This is a genomic window from Paenibacillus sp. FSL F4-0125, from assembly GCF_038008565.1.
Lineage (GTDB): Bacteria > Bacillota > Bacilli > Paenibacillales > Paenibacillaceae > Paenibacillus_AQ.
Genome location: NZ_JBBOZJ010000001.1, coordinates 3,321,081 through 3,338,728, shown reverse-complemented (window position 1 = coordinate 3,338,728; position 17,648 = coordinate 3,321,081). Strand labels below are relative to the sequence as shown.

At 40.4% G+C, this 17,648-nt stretch carries 13 protein-coding genes and 1 pseudogene; 2 read left to right on the top strand and 12 right to left on the bottom strand.

Features of this window, described 5'->3' with window-relative positions; genetic code table 11:
- Positions 1-216 precede the first annotated feature (216 nt).
- Complete coding sequence (locus NST74_RS14680) at positions 217-507, bottom strand: hypothetical protein (protein WP_341112829.1); 291 nt, start codon at positions 505-507, stop codon at positions 217-219.
- 273 nt (positions 508-780) lie between these two features.
- Here NST74_RS14680 and NST74_RS14675 point away from each other — a divergent pair, with 273 nt between their 5' ends.
- The gene (locus NST74_RS14675) at positions 781-2,034 is read left to right on the top strand and encodes a HAMP domain-containing sensor histidine kinase (protein WP_341112827.1); all 1,254 of its coding nucleotides are present in this window, start codon (positions 781-783) and stop codon (positions 2,032-2,034) included.
- A gap of 66 nt (positions 2,035-2,100) precedes the next feature.
- Here the strand turns inward: NST74_RS14675 and NST74_RS14670 are convergent, their stop codons facing one another.
- The 11 genes from NST74_RS14670 to NST74_RS14620 form a co-directional block, all read right to left on the bottom strand.
- Positions 2,101-5,172, bottom strand: a complete 3,072-nt coding sequence (locus tag NST74_RS14670; protein ID WP_341112826.1) for a glycoside hydrolase family 2 TIM barrel-domain containing protein — start codon at positions 5,170-5,172, stop codon at positions 2,101-2,103.
- A 38-nt stretch (positions 5,173-5,210) separates the two neighbouring features.
- On the bottom strand, positions 5,211-6,032 hold the full coding sequence (locus NST74_RS14665) for a carbohydrate ABC transporter permease (protein ID WP_042127700.1): 822 nt from the start codon (positions 6,030-6,032) through the stop codon (positions 5,211-5,213).
- Entirely contained in the window at positions 6,032-6,844 is an 813-nt protein-coding gene (locus tag NST74_RS14660; RefSeq protein ID WP_231574270.1) for a carbohydrate ABC transporter permease, read from the bottom strand. The genes NST74_RS14665 and NST74_RS14660 overlap by 1 nt, the downstream gene beginning before the upstream one ends.
- Before the next feature lie 228 nt (positions 6,845-7,072).
- Entirely contained in the window at positions 7,073-8,374 is a 1,302-nt protein-coding gene (locus tag NST74_RS14655) for an ABC transporter substrate-binding protein (protein ID WP_042127696.1), read from the bottom strand.
- A 184-nt stretch (positions 8,375-8,558) separates the two neighbouring features.
- A complete protein-coding gene (locus tag NST74_RS14650; protein ID WP_341112824.1) occupies positions 8,559-10,349 on the bottom strand; it encodes a sensor histidine kinase in 1,791 nt (596 codons plus the stop codon).
- Positions 10,346-11,905, bottom strand: coding sequence for a response regulator transcription factor (locus NST74_RS14645; protein WP_341112821.1), 1,560 nt, complete (start codon positions 11,903-11,905; stop codon positions 10,346-10,348). The genes NST74_RS14650 and NST74_RS14645 overlap by 4 nt, the downstream gene beginning before the upstream one ends.
- Positions 11,906-12,389: 484 nt before the next feature.
- Positions 12,390-13,280, bottom strand: coding sequence for a hypothetical protein (locus NST74_RS14640; protein ID WP_341112819.1), 891 nt, complete (start codon positions 13,278-13,280; stop codon positions 12,390-12,392).
- A gap of 119 nt (positions 13,281-13,399) precedes the next feature.
- Positions 13,400-14,185 carry an ABC transporter permease subunit gene (locus tag NST74_RS14635; protein ID WP_341112818.1) on the bottom strand — a complete coding sequence of 262 codons (786 nt, stop codon included), beginning with the start codon at positions 14,183-14,185 and terminating at the stop codon, positions 13,400-13,402.
- A 14-nt stretch (positions 14,186-14,199) separates the two neighbouring features.
- A complete protein-coding gene (locus NST74_RS14630) occupies positions 14,200-15,081 on the bottom strand; it encodes an ABC transporter ATP-binding protein (RefSeq protein ID WP_341112817.1) in 882 nt (293 codons plus the stop codon).
- Positions 15,062-16,012 (bottom strand): ABC transporter ATP-binding protein, encoded by a 951-nt coding sequence (locus NST74_RS14625; protein WP_341112813.1) that lies wholly within the window; start codon positions 16,010-16,012, stop codon positions 15,062-15,064. Before NST74_RS14625 ends, NST74_RS14630 begins: the two co-directional genes overlap by 20 nt.
- Positions 16,013-16,042: 30 nt before the next feature.
- Positions 16,043-16,699: a TetR/AcrR family transcriptional regulator gene (locus tag NST74_RS14620; RefSeq protein WP_341112810.1), complete on the bottom strand. Its 657-nt coding sequence runs from the start codon at positions 16,697-16,699 to the stop codon at positions 16,043-16,045.
- Between the two features lie 119 nt (positions 16,700-16,818).
- On the opposite strand from NST74_RS14620, the pseudogene NST74_RS14610 reads away from it, so the two are divergent.
- Positions 16,819-17,626 (top strand): annotated as a pseudogene (locus NST74_RS14610) (AraC family transcriptional regulator N-terminal domain-containing protein); the annotation flags it as partial.
- Positions 17,627-17,648 lie beyond the last annotated feature (22 nt).

The following is a 17,648-nucleotide window of genomic DNA, read 5'->3' as shown; positions in this document are numbered from 1 at the left end:
CAAGTTCAGGCTGATGAACAACTACTGATGATTAAAGATGGTTCATCAGCCTTGTACTTAATATGTTATGTATTAGGATGCGATTAAAAAGTAGAAATAATTGCACCTGTATTGCATCCACACATTTAGGATCAAAGTGTATACCTTTTTGCCCTATCAAAAAATCTATAGCCTGACTATGCGTCCATGCTTTTCGGTTTCATAAAGCCAAGGGCTCTACACATGATGAAGTTCTTCTGATAGTTTCAGTGCATACATCGTTACTCTAAAAGTATGTCCTACGGTATATGTATCCTTCTTCTCTATCGCAATGATAAGTGCTTTTACACTTGGTGCGGTACTATTCGTGATTCTTTCAAATGGATCATTTGTAAATAGTACGCGCAAAGCCTTTTCATGCGTCCCTCTTACGGCATACTGCTTCACCAATCCGACAATCATTACAATCATCGAAGCCAATAATAGAAAATGATATAACCACCAACTAAGCCTCCATATCTCTCCCATAACCAAACACTTGCTAACAACATACTTAACTGCGCTGATATACCAGGTAGATTAGTTGCAATATTTTTTATGATAATGTCTCCCATGTTGAATTCAGCATCCAATAACCACCAATAAATATACAACTATAATGGGTTGGTTACTAGCTTCGACTGGCAGAAAATCTATCTTAACGTATTATCCTTAATGAACCAGCTCCTTAGAAGGAGGAATTCATAGTTATAACGAATAACAGTATATTAAATTCTTTTTAGACTTGGGTGGAGGGCTAATATGCTGGATGTAAAAGATATTTTGCTGCAATTATTGTTTGCCCTAACCCCTTTTGTCCTGTATACCATTTACTATCGTGATAAAGCCGAAAACTACTCAAAACAATTTATCACGATCACCTGTATGATCTGTCTTTTTATGTCGATGACCTTTCCAGCTACTGTACAAGATGGCATCATATTCGACATTCGATACGTGATTATGTTTTTCGGAATGGTGTATGGAGGCATAACTACTGGAGTTTTTCTTCTCATAGAATTTTTAGCATACCGCCTGATTATTGGTGGACAGGGACTATTTTCAGCGATTATTATTCTCTCTATCACTTTCACCTTATCTGCCATGTTATCCAGTCTTTACCGTCGTCGTTCCGAATACCGAAAACTTATTACATTCATTGCAGGGATAAGCTTTTCCATCATTCCAATCGGCACTATGTTTGCAACAGAATACCAATATACGATACAGCATTTAAAGTTTAACATCCTCGTTATGCCAGTACAAAATTTCCTCGGAATTTGGATATTGATTTCCCTTTTTAATAAAGCAGTTTCTGACAAGGAATTGTATCTGAGGTATCTTCAGAGTGAAAAATCGGAAACGATTGCGCATGTCGCAGCCTCTCTAGCCCATGAAGTCCGTAATCCGCTTACAGCCGTTATGGGATTCTTGAAATTACTGAAAGATGATTCTATTACTAAAGAAAAAAGCCAAAAATATATTGATATTTGCCTCGAAGAGATTAAACGTACAGAAGTTATTCTTTCGGAATATCTATCGATAGCTAAGCCAAATCATTCCGTGGTAGAGCAAATTGAACTTGTTCAGCAGATCTACTCGATCGTAGATATCATAACGCCTTACGCCAACATGAATAACGTATCTTTGGAAGTGCAACATTTGGAAGATAAACTATATGTAACTGCAAATCCTACTGAAATCAAACAACTATTCATTAATTTTATTAAAAATGCGATTGAAGCTTGCTCTGTTCAGGCAACAGGTAATGTAAACATCCGTATCGAGCGGCAATCCAAATATGCAAGAATAACAATCATTGATAACGGGATTGGAATGAGCAGCGAGCAAATAGATCGACTAGGAAGCATTTATTTTTCAACTAAAAGCAAAGGAACGGGATTGGGCCTTACGCTTTCATACCAATTAATCCGTTCAATGAACGGTGATGTCACTGTACAAAGTAAATCAGGAGAAGGAACTGAATTCATACTCTCATTTCCTTTATCCGACTGAATGCAAAAACGCTCGCCTCAACCTTATCGTTGAAACGAGCATTTGGATTACCTATTTCATTTCAAATTATGCTCTGCGTATTATAAATTCAAAATCCATATCATCCGAAGGATCAATTTGATATTCATCAAGAACTGGAGCTCCCCAGCTGTCATCGCCGCCTACGCCCATTTGACGTCCGGCAATCGTAACAACGGTATAATGAATGTTCGGCAGCTCATAATGATGCGTTGCATTCTCCAGCTCCATTGCCGAATAAGGCGATATATTGGCTTCAACAGGGGCTGCGACTGGTGCCGATATTATAATCCCTTGGCCATGATCGTTAGTTATGGATACTTCGCGCACACCTGTGCGGTTGCCCGACTCCTGCGGTACCAAATAGGAGGACACATTGTCCACCGCATGATTCTGAAAACGACACAGTCTCGCCCCAAACGAGCGGTCGATATAATTTTCTTCCGGCCCATTCGCATACCAATTCAGCTGGTGATAATCCGCCGGCACCTTAAAGCTTAAAGCGAAGATCGGAAGTTTTGGTAAACCCGCTGCTCCATGGTAGCTTGATTTCACCTTTATGCTTCCATCGGAGAACACTGTGTAAGTTACACTTACCCGCACTCCCTCTGATACACTAATCTTATACACATAAGTTACTGTCGCACGGTCCTTCTCCTCCAAAAGCTCGAAGCTTAACGTTCTACGGGTCAAGCTTGCTGCATACCAAGGGGAAGAGTCGAAATGCATTCCCGCTCCCTTGTCATTGTCTGTCATTGCTCTCCAGAAAAGCGGTGCCGGTGGTGAAGAGATCATTTCCCGGCCTGAATATTTGACGGAGATTAATGTACCCGCCTGCTTTGAGAACATTACAGAGAAGTCACGGCCATGCACCCCAATATTGACATCCCCTTCAACCACGCGAAAATCATTCACGACAGGTGTGAGCTTAGCATATGATGGGGACTCTTCTGCTGACGTATTCCCCACTTGAAAAACATGCTGGCCAAAAGCGATTTCATAACCGCTATTTGCCCATAATGAATCTTCCTTCAGAACAAGAGAAACATCCAAGCTATACTCACCAGGCTGGTTCTTAATATCCGGTAGATCAACTTCTTCATATCTTTCCTCACCTGGATTAACCTGGGCAAGTGCAGTTCCACGATAGATTACCCTACCCTCATAGTTCAGAGCGTATTTCAACTCATAAGCATCCAAGCCCACAAATAAGTTCTCATTACTAATGGTAACACCATGACTGTCCGGATGCAGTTTGATGTTCTGATACAGAAATTTCACTTCCTGCATTTTCGGGGACCATCTCCGGTCCGCATACACAATTCCGTTACCGGAGAAGTTGTAGTCCGTTGAACGATCATCGAAGTCTCCTCCATAGGCCATGAAGGGCTTACCGTATCGATCATTTTTCACAATTACTTGATCCATATAGTCCCAGATGAATCCGCCTTGATACATTGGATACTTCTGCTCTAGCTCTGTGTATTTGTGCAATCCCCCTACAGAATTTCCCATCGCATGCATGTATTCACAGCTAATATATGGCTTTAACGGATCTTCTTTTAAATACTTTTCGATATCTGCTGCTTTCGCATACATGCGGCTCTCCATATCGCTCGAATCATCATAGTCCCGGTTATGGAATACCCCTTCATAATGAACCAAACGAGTAGGGTCCTTCTCTCGAAAATAATTCGCTACGTTCAGGATTACTTCTCCTGCAAAAGATTCGTTGCCACAGGACCAAATTAGAATAGATGGATGGTTCTTGTCTCTCTCCACCATGGAAATCGCGCGATCCATCACAATATCCTGCCATTCAGGCTTATTGCCGGGGATGTTCCAAGACGGTTCAACAGCCCCCATTTTCTGCCATGATCCATGCGACTCTAAATTCATCTCGTCAATGACATAGACACCGTATTCATCACACAGCTCATACCAGAATGTCATGTTCGGATAGTGAGATGTCCGCACAGCGTTGATGTTCGCCTGCTTTAATGTTTTTATGTCCCATAACATATCTTCTTTTGTAATGCTGCGTCCGAAGCGTGGATTAAACTCGTGTCGGTTGACGCCTTTAAATACAATACGTTTGCCGTTTAAATGCATAATTTTATCTATCATCTCAAATTTTCGAAAGCCAATTTTTTGTGGCACGACTTCCACAAGATCCCCGGATGCGTTGTAAACAGATACATAGAGGATATACAAATTAGGATCTTCTGCGCTCCACAGCTGAACCTTTGTTGCTGCAAGCGTAAGCGAAAGGGTATCTCCTGAAACTTCACTCACATCGCTAGCCACAAGATTACCTGCTCTATCCTTAAGCTCAAGGAGTACTTTTGAAGCAGACTTACCTATCAACTGCATGACAGCGGTTAGTGTTCCCTGTTCAAACTTATCATCCAGATCGGTCTGAACGTGTAGATCCCGTACATGAATATCAGGCACGGTGTATAGATACACCTCACGAAAGATTCCCGAAAAGCGCCAGAAGTCCTGATCCTCAAGCCAACTCCCAGTGCTGCGCTGATAGACCTCAACCGCCAGCTTATTCTCACCTTCCGTCAAGTACGGTGTCAGATCAAATTCACTCGGTGTAAAGCTATCTTCGCTATAGCCAACAAACTCCCCATTTAGCCATACATAGAAAGCCGTTTCCACTCCTTGAAAAGATATATACACCGGACGTTGCTTCCAACCGGTAGGAACTACAAAATACTTCACATAACTACCTACGGGATTGTGGTCCTCAGAGATCTTCGGAGGTCTAAGATGCTCATGACCGTCCCATGGATACATCGTATTCACATACTGAGGCTGCCCATACCCCTGAAGTTGGATATGACCGGGAACTTCAATATCCTTCCAGCCTCTGCAGGATACGCTCTCCTTATAAAAATCCACCTGTCGTTCCATGGGATTATGAGCGTAACTAAATTTCCAACTTCCGTTCAGACTATAGCGAAAGGGCATTTCGCCAAGCGCTTCGGCTTCAAGCTTCGTTTCGTAATATCGATGATCGGAGTGTGCATGTATTCTGCCAACGGCATAAATGGAAGGGTCTGATAACCATTCCAGACTTGGAGCGACGCTCCGTTCAACCTGCTGCTTCATTTAATTGTCCTCCTTCTGCTTTTAAAATAATCGCTAAGTTATTTAACTGAACCCGTCATCCCAGCCACAAATTGCTTTTGCATCATGAAGAATACAAGAGCAGTCGGCAGTGTCGTAATAACAATCGCAGACATAATCAGACCATAGTCAGGGGCATAACCCGATCCAAGATTCGAGATAAGAAGGGGCACAGTCATATTTTTTGGTGATTGTAATACGATCAAAGGCCATAGATAATTGTTCCAGCTGTTTAGAAATGTGATAATCGCAGCGGCGGCGTAAGTTGATTTCATCGTTGGCATATAAATCCGGAAGAACAAACCAAATTCCGAAAGACCATCGATGCGCCCAGCCTCCATCATATCCTTAGGAAACATTTTTGTATTTTGACGAAAGAAAAAAATTAGGAATGCTGTTGTAAATGTCGGAAGAATGACTGCACCTGCTGTATCGATACCAAGAAATGGCACTACACTTGATACTTTTGCGAACATTTGAAATAGAGGTACCATGATCGCCGCAAATGGAATCATCATTGAAGCAAGTAAAATATTGAATACGATATCTTTACTCCGGCTGCGGTACATTTCAAAACCATATCCAGCCGCCGATGCTACTAGCAGTGAAAGCACAGTAGTCACTACAGAGATTTTTGCGGAGTTCCAAAGAGCCTGCCACATATCCACTGAACTAAAAAGATTGTTTATATTTTCAACTAGATGTGCACCTGGCAACATTGTCCCTTTTGTTACATCAACCGACTGGTTCGTGGCGCTTATTACCATCCAGATAAATGGAAAGATAGAGATCAGCGCAGCGATGATTAGAAACAAGTAAGTAAACATGCGTTTGGTTTTCATTATCTCTTATCCCCTCCTACTTTGTTCTGAATAAGCGTCAGAATGAGCACCATTACAACAATCGAATAGGAGACGGTTGCAGCATATCCAAAGTTAGGTGTGTATTCAAAGGACAGGTTATAAATATATTGGGAAATCGACATGGTTGCATTGCCCGGTCCACCCTTCGTGATGTTAACCACCTCATCAAACAACTGAAGTGTTCCAATGGTCGATGTTATCGTCGTAAACAAGATGATCGGCTTCAATAGTGGGACTGTAATTTTGAAAAATTGTGTAAATGCATTTGCACCATCGATATGAGCAGCCTCATAAATTGATTTATCGACATTTTGCAATGATGACAAATAGAAAATCATATTATAGCCAGTAAAGCGCCAAGTAATGGCAATGATGATCGTAACTTTGGCCCAGAAGGGGTCAGTAATCCATTGAATCGGCTCGCTGATTAGATGCAGATTCACTAGAAATTTATTGATGATGCCTTCGGCTCCAAACATGTATTTGAAAACAACGGAGTACGCTACAAGTGAGGTTACCGTGGGCAGAAATATGGCCGTTCTGAAAAAACCTTTAAATTTCAGTCTTTCGTCATTGAGGAGTACGGCGATAAAGAGCGCCAGCACCAGCATGACTGGGACTTGAATAATCAAGTAAATGAAAGTGTTTTTGACGGCTGTAAGAAAAGTGGTGTCGCTAAACAGTCGAATATAGTTATCAAAACCGGTAAAATGAAGGTTGTTTCCTCTGCCTGTTTTGAAAGATAAAATTAAAGCTTGAATCATTGGATAAAAATAGAAAATACTGATCATTATGACCGGCACAAGAACGAATAACCAGCCTGTCAGATGGATTCGCCGTTGACCCTTAGAGCTCTTATGTCTTTGAGAGCTTAGCCCTGGCTTTACAGTTTCCACTCCACTCCACACCCTTCTGTCTGATTTATTAGAGATGAAAGCCCCTGCTGCCCATCCTTCTGTAGAAATCCAATTTACAGGAGAAGAAGAAGCAAGGGCTTAGATTGTACAGCCTAAGTGTGATTAGCGAATTTGGGTATCTGCTTGCTTCTGAGCGTCTTTCAGAACTGTATCGATATCTTTTCCACCAAGATAAGATTGTACGGCTACAACCATAATGTCCTCTATTGCGTAAGTGTTCATGCCATAGTTGACGTTTGGAATTTGCTCGGTCCATGCTGCGAAATCTGATACGACTTTTTGACCTTTGAAGAATTCATCTGCAGCTGAATAAGCTTCTCCGCTTGCCGCAGCTTTTAAAGTACCGATGACACCAACTTTTGTATTCAACGTTTGATACAATTCAGCATCAGAGGCAAAAGTCTTAGAGAGGAACTCTGCAGCTGCCTCTTTACCATCTACATTCATTACATACCAGGAGCTGCCCCCAAGGTTGGATGCGTGAACGGAGCCTGTAGTAGCTGCCAACTTAGGAAGTGGAGCGACTGCCCACTTACCGGATTGGGAAGCTTCAGCTTTAATTGAAGGTGTAATCCAGTTACCTGTCGGAACGGTAGCCACTTCACCACTATTGAATGCGCCTACAAATTGGCTCCAGTCGGAGTTTACTTTTACGATGCCGGAATCCATCATTTCTTTGTACAATTCAAGTGCTTCTTTCAAAGCAGCATTATCTGCTATAGTCGGAGTTTGACCATCTTCACCTGTGTACCATGCACCCGCTGATTGGATCATGACTCGGATAAGCCCAAGATCATTTGGATCAAGCGTAATCATGCTTTTGCCGGTTTTTTCTTTTACAGCTTTACCGATCTCGATATATTGCTTCCAGTCGATATCCTGTAATGAATCCAGGCTATAGCCTGCTTGCTCAAGATAGTCTGTCCGTACGTACATTCCAGTTACACCAGAGTCAAATGGAACACCGTATTGCTTACCGTCAACACTGGTCGGGCCAATCTTGTAATCCGCAAAGTCAGCAGCCTTTACAACATCCGTTAATTCAAAAAAGGAATCCGGATACGCTTGCAAGAAGCTCTGCGCACGGTAATCTTCGATCAGAACAATGTTAGGCAGCCCCTTCGTCGAACCAGAGTTTAGCCCAGTGTTCAGCTTCTGAACGATATCAGCCTGTGCGTTCTCTACGACGTTTATCGTTACGTCTGGATTGACTTTCGCATAAGCCTCTTTGGCAACATTCATAGCGGCAATGTTAAACGCTGGGTCCCAAGCCCAAACTGTGATCTCTTTTGGCTTGCTATTACCTTCACTACCGGAGTTGCTCGTATCGTTTTTCGTTCCACCTGAGGAACATGCAGACAGTAGTACCACACTAGCCAGCATTACGGATAATAATTTTTTCACTTCTTAACCCCCTTGATAATCTGAAAAATAATAAAGATGGAAGCGTTTTCCCTGCTACGCTTCCATCTTATCACTTTGTATTCGCTTTCTTTGGCAGTATCTTTGTTAGCTTTGGTGTTATTATTGGATCCTATTTTGATTCTCATTTCAATTCTGGCACTATTTTTAGATTCATGTAAAATTTTTAGTTTTTTAACAATGGAAGCGTAATAATGATTTTCGTACCTTCATTTCGTTTGCTTGTAATGTTAATACCGTATCCCTCTCCATATAACAATTTGATTCTATCATCTACATTTCGTATACCGATCCCAGAGAACAGTTGGCGTTTGTGTTTCGACGCCGGTAGCTGCTCCGCTTCCATCAAATTCGGGTCAAGATCCATTCCATCTCCGTTATCTACAACTTCGCATACAAGCTGATGCTCCTGTACAGCAATCATGATTAGAATTCTTCCCTCATCTTTAAGGTTGAATGCATGAAAGAACGCGTTTTCGATAAAAGGCTGAAGGATAAGCTTTGGCACATGAAAATCCAAGCTTTCAGGCTCTACAAAATAATTCACGCGGATCTTCTCGCCGTACCTCACATGATTGATAAACACATAATGCTTCAGCGATTCTAATTCTTGACTAACAGGTATAGTGGATTGAACATCGCTAACAGTATTTTGTAGGAGTGAGATTAGCGAATTTATCGTTCCAGCAGCTTTTTCCTTGTTGCCCTGTTGTACCAGAAATTTAATAGAAGCCAACGTATTATATAAAAAATGTGGATTGATCTGCATTTGAAGTGCGGCCAGCTCTGCATTACGCTGCTGCTTCTGTGTCTCCATTAACCGATCAACATAATCATGTAGTGAATCAAGCATATAATTAAAAGCATTACCCAGCTCCTTAACTTCATAACTGCTTGTGGCAACATCTACATGATTATCGAACCCTCCCTTGGGAATACTCGACATCTGTTCAACGAGTACACGCAGGGACTTCGTCATTTTCCTTGTAATTAAAAATACAATAATAAGCGAAATGGCTACGATCGCCATGATCGTTAACGACACCGCTTTGGCATTTACCATCTGACCGGTCACGGCTTTCTTATCGATCAGATTTACCAAATAAACATCAAATTCAGGCAAGTATTCAGAGAACACTATTCGTTCATTCCCCATGATATAGACAGATTCTCCATTTTCTCCCGCACTCTGTTCATCAACTACTTCTTGGAGCAGCTGTTGATCGAGCAGCCCGATTAACTCTGTCCTGCTGCTGGATACGATCTGACCTTTTCCATTCAGCAACACAACATCATTACCTTCACTTGTAAAATTGGCGTAGAAGGACTTAAAATCGCTATCAGAAATTGCAATATACATAGTGCCATAGATACTGCCGGTAGAATGATCAAATAGAGCTTTAGAAGCTACTAACATGATCTCTTTCGCTTTGGTTTTACTATCTTCTTTTTGATAAAGTTGGTACAGGATTTGCTCAGGTTTTGCTACTGTCGCTTTCGTAATCGGGTGTTTCTTCAGTTCTTCAGCAGTAGCAGACCAATACCAAGGATCGGTTGAATAACTCCTGCCATTTGCTCCTACAATCATAATACCCACATCAAAAGCACTGAGGTTGGAGCGGACAGCACGCATGCCTTCTGTCATCTGGTAGGTTTTGATAGCAAGCGTCACTGAATCCGTTTCACCGCCAGACAAATAGCTTCGGACAGCTCCATTTTGTGCTGTCATAGTAGCGCCTGTAGCTACAACGTTGTTGTAAGACTCCAGATTTGTCTTCATTTGATTCAGTAGTTTACCGTTCGTTATGCTGAAGGTCTTTAAGAATAAACTCTCTGACATACGGATGGTAATAGACAATGTCAGAAGGGATACGGTAATTATGCTTATGAGAGTTACAAGAAAAAGCTTGAGAAATAAACCCTGCTTTCTAAGCTTGTGGATGATTGCTCCGATCATGACTGCTCTACATCCCGTCTCCGGTACCGGCTCGGAGAAATGCCAGTCTGTTTTTTAAATACTTTGGTAAAATAACTTTGATCTGAGTAACCCACGCTTGCGCTAATATCAGAAATTGACTTCTCCGTTGTCTCAAGCAGCTCCATAGCTTTTTCCACCCGTACTTTATTCAGGTACTCACTAAATCCTTCGCCATTATGTGCAGTAAAATAACTCGATAAGTAAGAAGCATTGAAATGAAACTGTCTAGCTACCCCTGTCAGTGTAATCGGATCTGCAAAATGATTCTGGATATATTCGAGAAGCTTCGTCATATTTGGATTAACTGCTGGATTCGTCTCCCCAATCGTGCGCTCCACTTCATGAATGAATGCTTCAGTAACAGCAATCGCATCACTAGCATACAACGCTTCATCTATTTTTCGGAAGTAGTCGTATTTGGTCTCCTCCAGACCTCCAATCTCAAATTTCATTTTTCCAAGTGTGGTCGCTACGTTAAATATAAAGTTCCCCAATAGCGATTTGAATTCGAATATATCCATACGATAATCCATTGAACGTTGATGAACATATTCCAGAAACTCTGTAAATGCCTTCTGGAATTGCTTACGTCTCAACTGATCCATTAATTCTCCCATGTCAATTTCCTGATACGCTCCTGGAAGGCTTGGCAAATGATCATTTTCAATCAGATTTCGTTCCGGTAAATAGAAACTGTATCGATTAAGCTTTAAATAATTGTCTCGATAAATCTCACCAAGACTCACAAAGTCCGTGAAACTCTGACTAATAATAAAATGCGTTTCTTGCACACGCTGTGCGATTTCTGAGATCAAATAACGGAGTTCAATTGCAAGCTCGTCCCATTGTTCCGGATTAACATTGAATAGGTAAATAACCGATTCGTTAACAAATCTTAGCCGAATAAACACTGCACTGTCTAAAACGAACTTGCGGATTCCACTTTCTATTTCATTTGCGAACGTTAACTTGTCACCAGAATCTTTAATATGCTTCATATCCGCTCCGAAGAACGCGAATTGTTTATGAGGAAACCACGAATGTAGCAGTGTTGGTTCCAGTACAGATTCATATCCCGTCATGAGCTTCTCAATCGCAAGTAAAACCTTCTTTTCCTCTGGATCGGTCCCTGATTCCGCCATCTTCATCCCTGACATTTTTGCTGTAGTTTTATTTAGGATGGACAATAAGTAGTCGGCTTCCAGCTTCGGCTTCAGGATGTAATCGGCTACACCATTCTGAAATGTGGAACGAACATAATCGTATTCACTGAAACTGCTTAAGACGATTACTACAACGTGAGGATACTTCTCTTTAACAATCTTGACTAGCTTCTCTCCGCCCATAATTGGCATTACGATATCTGTAATAATAATATGCGGATTAACCTCATCCATCATACTTAATGCCTCAAGACCGTTAGAAGCCTCACCTGCGATTCGATACCCTTCTTGTTCCCAATCCAAAAGATGTTTTATACCTTGTCTAACCAGCATCTCGTCATCCACAATCATAATTTTAAATATTGGTTTCATATCTGCCCCCTTGCAGCTGTTCAACCTATCATTGTATTCATTCACTAATTGAACAAATTTTAAAAGTCTTGAGAATGATTAGCCTGTTTGTAACCGTTTTCTTTTTATCTGTTAGTGTTCGGCTCATCCGACTTGAGCAACCTACTGTTCAAATAAAGCATTCAGACTAACTTAAATTTGTTTAATCCAAATAATAGTCCCCACCAGCAATTATGGTCAACCCCCCATTTTTGATTCTAACCAAAGAACAGGCTCTGTCTATTTGAAAAATATATATCGTTCTACAATAAACTATTGTTAATTTATAGAATTTAATTGTATTATAGCATTCCTATTCGTGAGTCTCGGTACAATCCTCAATAAGAGTAAAAGATTTCGTAATAATCCTCCGTTGGACATTAACCTTAGTAGTGATAAGAAAAAAGCCGCGAGTATCGCGGCTTCTTTCTGCGTAAGATGTTCGTATTAAAATTTGACATGGACTCTACAAACTTAACTTCTGTTGAAGTAAAACTGCCAGCTCTTCAGCTGTATCCCAAACGATTGGACGAATATTTTTCACCTGTACAAAAAGATTATCGGCATCGCTGCTATTCACGGTCCAGATCACCGGGATGTTCAAACCGAGCGCATATCCTGCCGTAAAATACACTTCAGGGGATTGACCAGTTAAATCTGCGATAATCAGTTTACTTTCTTCAATAAGCTCCAAGGAATACGGTTCACGGTTTTGTGTTTTATGTCTTAACAAACGCGGCGTATAACCAAATTGCTCGATTTTTGGAAGCAGCTTTTCCATCCACTCCGTGTGTAACTCCTCGGCATCCGACAGTAGAACGATACATGGTTTTAACTTTTTGCCGCCTGCGATTGCGGCAGCTTCATTCCATCCCTCGTCCGTCAGCTTAAAGGTCATGCCTTCTCTAATGATAAACTGCTCGTTAATCAGCTTATCTATGATATATACCAGTTCTTGCAGATTAGGCGAATACGTCAGGTTATAGCTACTGGAGAGTGGCTGAATAACGATAGTATCTCCTGGAGCCTCAGAATGTCTGTATAAGTATTGCAGTAAACGGAATCCTTTATCTTCAATCGTCACAGGAATTCTTGAGGATATTACAATGGATTCCAAATCGTCAGCCGATAGACTAACCTTCTCCTCACGATCTGTCAGTTCCCGAATATAAGCCGATATGATATGAAACATTTCACGTTTCTTTTGATGCGGGAGTGAATTAATCGGCTCATAGCTATCCCTCAATAGGTTATAGAACCCGTCGGGAGAACAATTACAACCTAAATACCTATCATAATCGCCATCTGTTGCAGTGGAGACGATCTCATCACAGAACAAGCAGTATTTCTTACTCATGACAACTCATCACCTCTTATTCATTGATATCCCCTAACCTTACCAAGAATATCTTAAAAAGTAGACAAGAAGATATTTCCTTTTGATGTGAGTGCCCCCACCTCAATCATTGACACATGTTATAAAGGCAAATCCTTTTCCTTAAACACTCGTATGCCTATCGCATAAAGTACAATCCCAATAACACCAAGCAATGTAAATTGAATCGAGTAATCGCCGTTATTTATGATGGCATCCGTATCAAATAATGTATTCAGTGAGATATACTTAAACCCCTCCAGACTGCTATCCACCTTCCCCATCAGTTCAAAGAGAAAGAAAGCAAGTGGGATTCCTGCACCAAAAGCGAGTGAGTTCTTGGACAAATTGAAGATACAAGAAAATAAGAAAGAAATACTGCTGGTTGCAAACATTAAGAGGAATAAACCTACATTTAGCATAATCAAATCCGAAATATTGAAATCAATATCGCTCTGAAAAGCCTGAACAGAAATTACACCCACGATAGATAAAATCGTAAACATTGCAATAAGCGATGTTACCAGATAAATAGACTGTGTTCTGACTACGGTGCTTCTTTTTATTGGTGTTGATAGCAAGTAAGCCATGGAGCCTCTATCCACCTGTGATGCAATAAGACTGTTGGCGGTCATAATCACAAATATCAATGGCAGAATAACGCCTTGCATCGAATAGAAGGTCTGAGAGAGCATGCCAAGGAATGAAGTTGATCCTAACATGTTCGCAAGGGGGGTGTCCTTCACCATATCCGACATGCTAGATATCGTTTTTGGATCGAAAACGGCAATCAGTACGCCACTAAACACGCTCATGATTATCGTGAAAATAAGCCACAGCTTAAAATTTGCTTTCAATGTTTGCTTAAAGATCGTTTTACTAATCATTAGTTTCTCCTCCTTTAGTAAAGACTTCTGAAGTATTTTTCGAGTGTGTACTTGTTCTCAGTGATAAACTTGATTTCATAGCCCTTGAGCACTTTGAAAAGCGTATTGATATGACGATCATGTATATTAACAATGACTTGATTTTGACTTTCACGTTGATCGGTACAATTAAACGGCTCTGTTAAAAATCGTTGGTAGTCTTCATGCGAAGTAAACTCTATTTTGTACGTCTTCTCTTCATTATGTTTAACCTCAAGTGTCGATTTCACAGCAATAATCTGACCATCTTTAATAAGAGCAACCTTGTCACACGTATGTTCAACCTCTTCAAACATATGACTCGACATAAATATCGTTTTGCCTTTCTTCTTTTCATCGTTTAAGATATCTACAAATTCAGCTCTCATTAGCGGGTCAAGTCCTGTTGTTGGTTCGTCCAGAATCAAAATATCAGGATCAGCCATTAAGGTAGCAACAATTGCTGTCTTTTGTTTCATTCCCTTGGACATTCTTTTCAAGTTAGCAGTTGGATCTAGTTGAAGCTTCTCGATGATTGTATTTGCGTAGGTCATATCTTTGAGTCCTAACAGCTCAGCCTGCTGTTTCAGGAATTCTGTTCCAGTTGGAGCATCGGGAAATGCGATTTCTCCAGGTGTATAGCCTATCATTTTCTTTATCTCAGCCGAGTCTTCCCAGCAGTCCATTCCGTTAATTCTTACACTTCCGATTTGAGGCTTTAAGAAGCCCATCAAATGTCGAATCACTGTGGTTTTACCTGCTCCATTTGTGCCGACAAAGCCAAATACTTCACCTTTTTCAATCGAGAGATTGATGTTAAAAATGCCTCGTCCTTGGCCATAATCTTTTGTCAATTTTTCAATTTCTATTAATGGCATTATCGATGGCACCTCCCTCTGAATTAGAGTTTCGGTCATAAAACTTCATAAAGTAATCTTCAAGCGTAAACTTGATCTCTGAGAAAAACTTCAAATCATACTCTGATAAGTAGCTTATGAACATGTTGATATCGTTATCATTCACTCGTATTTCCGCTTGATTGTTATGCGCTTTTAGAGAAGCGACTTCAATGTATTTTAGAGACTGAACCTCATTACTAAAACGCTCAAACTCTTCTTTGGAGTTGAATTCAAATTCAAAGGTTTTGCTCTCATTGTGACGAAGCTCATCAGCAATAAAGGTTGAAATTAACCGTCCCTCTTTGATAATTGATATTTTGTCACAGGTAGCATCAATCTCATTAAAAATATGGCTCGATAATAAAATCGTTTTCCCTTTCTCTTTTTCCTCTTTGATAAAATCAATAAATACATTTTGCATGATGGGATCAAGACCGCTTGTTGGCTCATCAAGAACAAGTACGTCAGGATTATGCATAAATGCTGTTACAATCGCGAGCTTCCGCTTCATCCCTAAAGACATACGTTTTAAACTACCCACTGGATCAAGTTCGAATTTTGAGATCAAATAATTAGTATGCGCCATATCATGGATGCCGCGTAAATCAGCCATCATCTTAATAAACTGTGTACCTGTCAGCGATTCAGGCAAAGCAATTTCCCCAGGCAAGTACCCTAGATTCTTTTGAATATCACTGGCACTCTCCCAGCTATTCAATCCATTTACTAAGGTGTATCCCTTCTGAGGACGAGAAAATCCCATGATATGCCGAATCGTTGTCGTTTTACCCGCTCCGTTCGGTCCTAAAAATCCGTAAACTTCACCTTTTTCAACTTGGAATGAAACATCGAACACACCACGCTGATGCCCATAATCTTTTGTTAAATGCTCAATCTGTAACACTGCCATATAAATGCTCCTTTCTGACTAAGTAAGCTATTAGGATGAGGCTTCAGATAAAGGATTTCTTATTCCATCCATTACGAAATGCACAAAGTTTTCTACTTCTTCATCCCTTATGGAATAGTTCTCAAACAATACAAATCGAGACACAAAGAAGCTTCCACAAACAGTCATTAAATAAATCAAAACTTGATCTGTAGGTTTATCTTTTAGTTCTCCGCGTTGCTTGAATTCTTCTACTACTCGAGAAATTAGCAGCGAGATATTTTTAATAAAATGTGGGCCTATTTCTTTCTTAAGCTCATCTTTATATATAACTTCCTTCACAAACACTCGAAAGATCTCTTTATTTCTATCAAAAAATTCTATTCTATTCTTTAAAAATCCCTTAAGAAATTGCTCGAACGTCTTCGTATCCTCTGTTAAGACTTCACTAAAAACCTCATTAGCTATTGAGGGTAAAGAATCTTTCACAAATGGCAGTATAATCGAGAGCAACAGCTTATCTTTTGTTCCGTAGTGTTTAAAGATCGTCCCTTCCGATACGTTTGCCATCTTAGCTATCTCCGCCGTTGAAGTATTCGCAAAGCCCTTTTCAGCAAATAATTTAATGGCTATTTCAATTATCTTTTTTTGTTTATCTGTTTTTGTCTTTTGAGCAGCAATTAGTGAATCGAATAGATCATGTGTCATTTTTTTACTCCTTTTTAAGAGTTCATCAGTGAAGTGAGTGATTACTCACTCGAATATACAACATAAGAAATCGAGAGTCAATAAAAAGTGAGTAATTACTCACTTTATCTCAATTCCAATTTTTTTTCTTGAATAGCAGCTTGCTCCGTTATATCTTTAGAGTGTACACACCTTCTTTATGCTTCATTGCCCAAGGAACAAAAGAGTTATTATTGGCACAAGAGCGTTTTGAGTATGGGCCTACCAATTACCTAATAACATCCATGAACTTACCTGTTGTCGGTAAGATTATAAAGGCTTCTCCCGACGTCCGTATCTGAGCTTCAGGCTTGATTTTCACAGAGTCAGATCTTAAAAGTGCTTAATGATTCTGAATTTAAGATCGCTTCTAAGGAAAACGCAAAGCGAGCAATGTTTGTTGGGAAAATTGATCTATCCATACTCGATGCGATTCTTCGATTGGTTCGTTTACTAGATGAACCTAATGATATTCCGTTTTTAGCTCCGATTTATACCGATGAGATCCTTTATCGGCTGCTGCAAGGTCCTTATGGTGTTACCTTGGCACAAATTGCATTGGAAGGCAGCAGCACCTACCGCGTGAATGAGGCAATCGAACAGATAATCAACAACTGTGATAAGCCATTACGAATTGAAGAACTTGCCGAAACGGCCAGTATGAGCATCTCTTCCTTCCATAGACATTTTAAAGAAGTTACTGCTATGATCCCGATCCAGTTTCAAAAACAGCTGCGATTACAAGAAGCCCGGCGTCTTTTATTATCCGAGTCAGCGGATGCAGCGGAAGTTGCATTCCGAGTAGGTTATGAAAGTGCCTCCCAGTTTAGCCGTGAATATTCTCGTATGTTTGGTGCCCCTCCTAGAGCAGACATTAAGCAGTTGAAAGAAAAGACGCTCATTGGATAAACATTATCTAAAGTCTAAAATG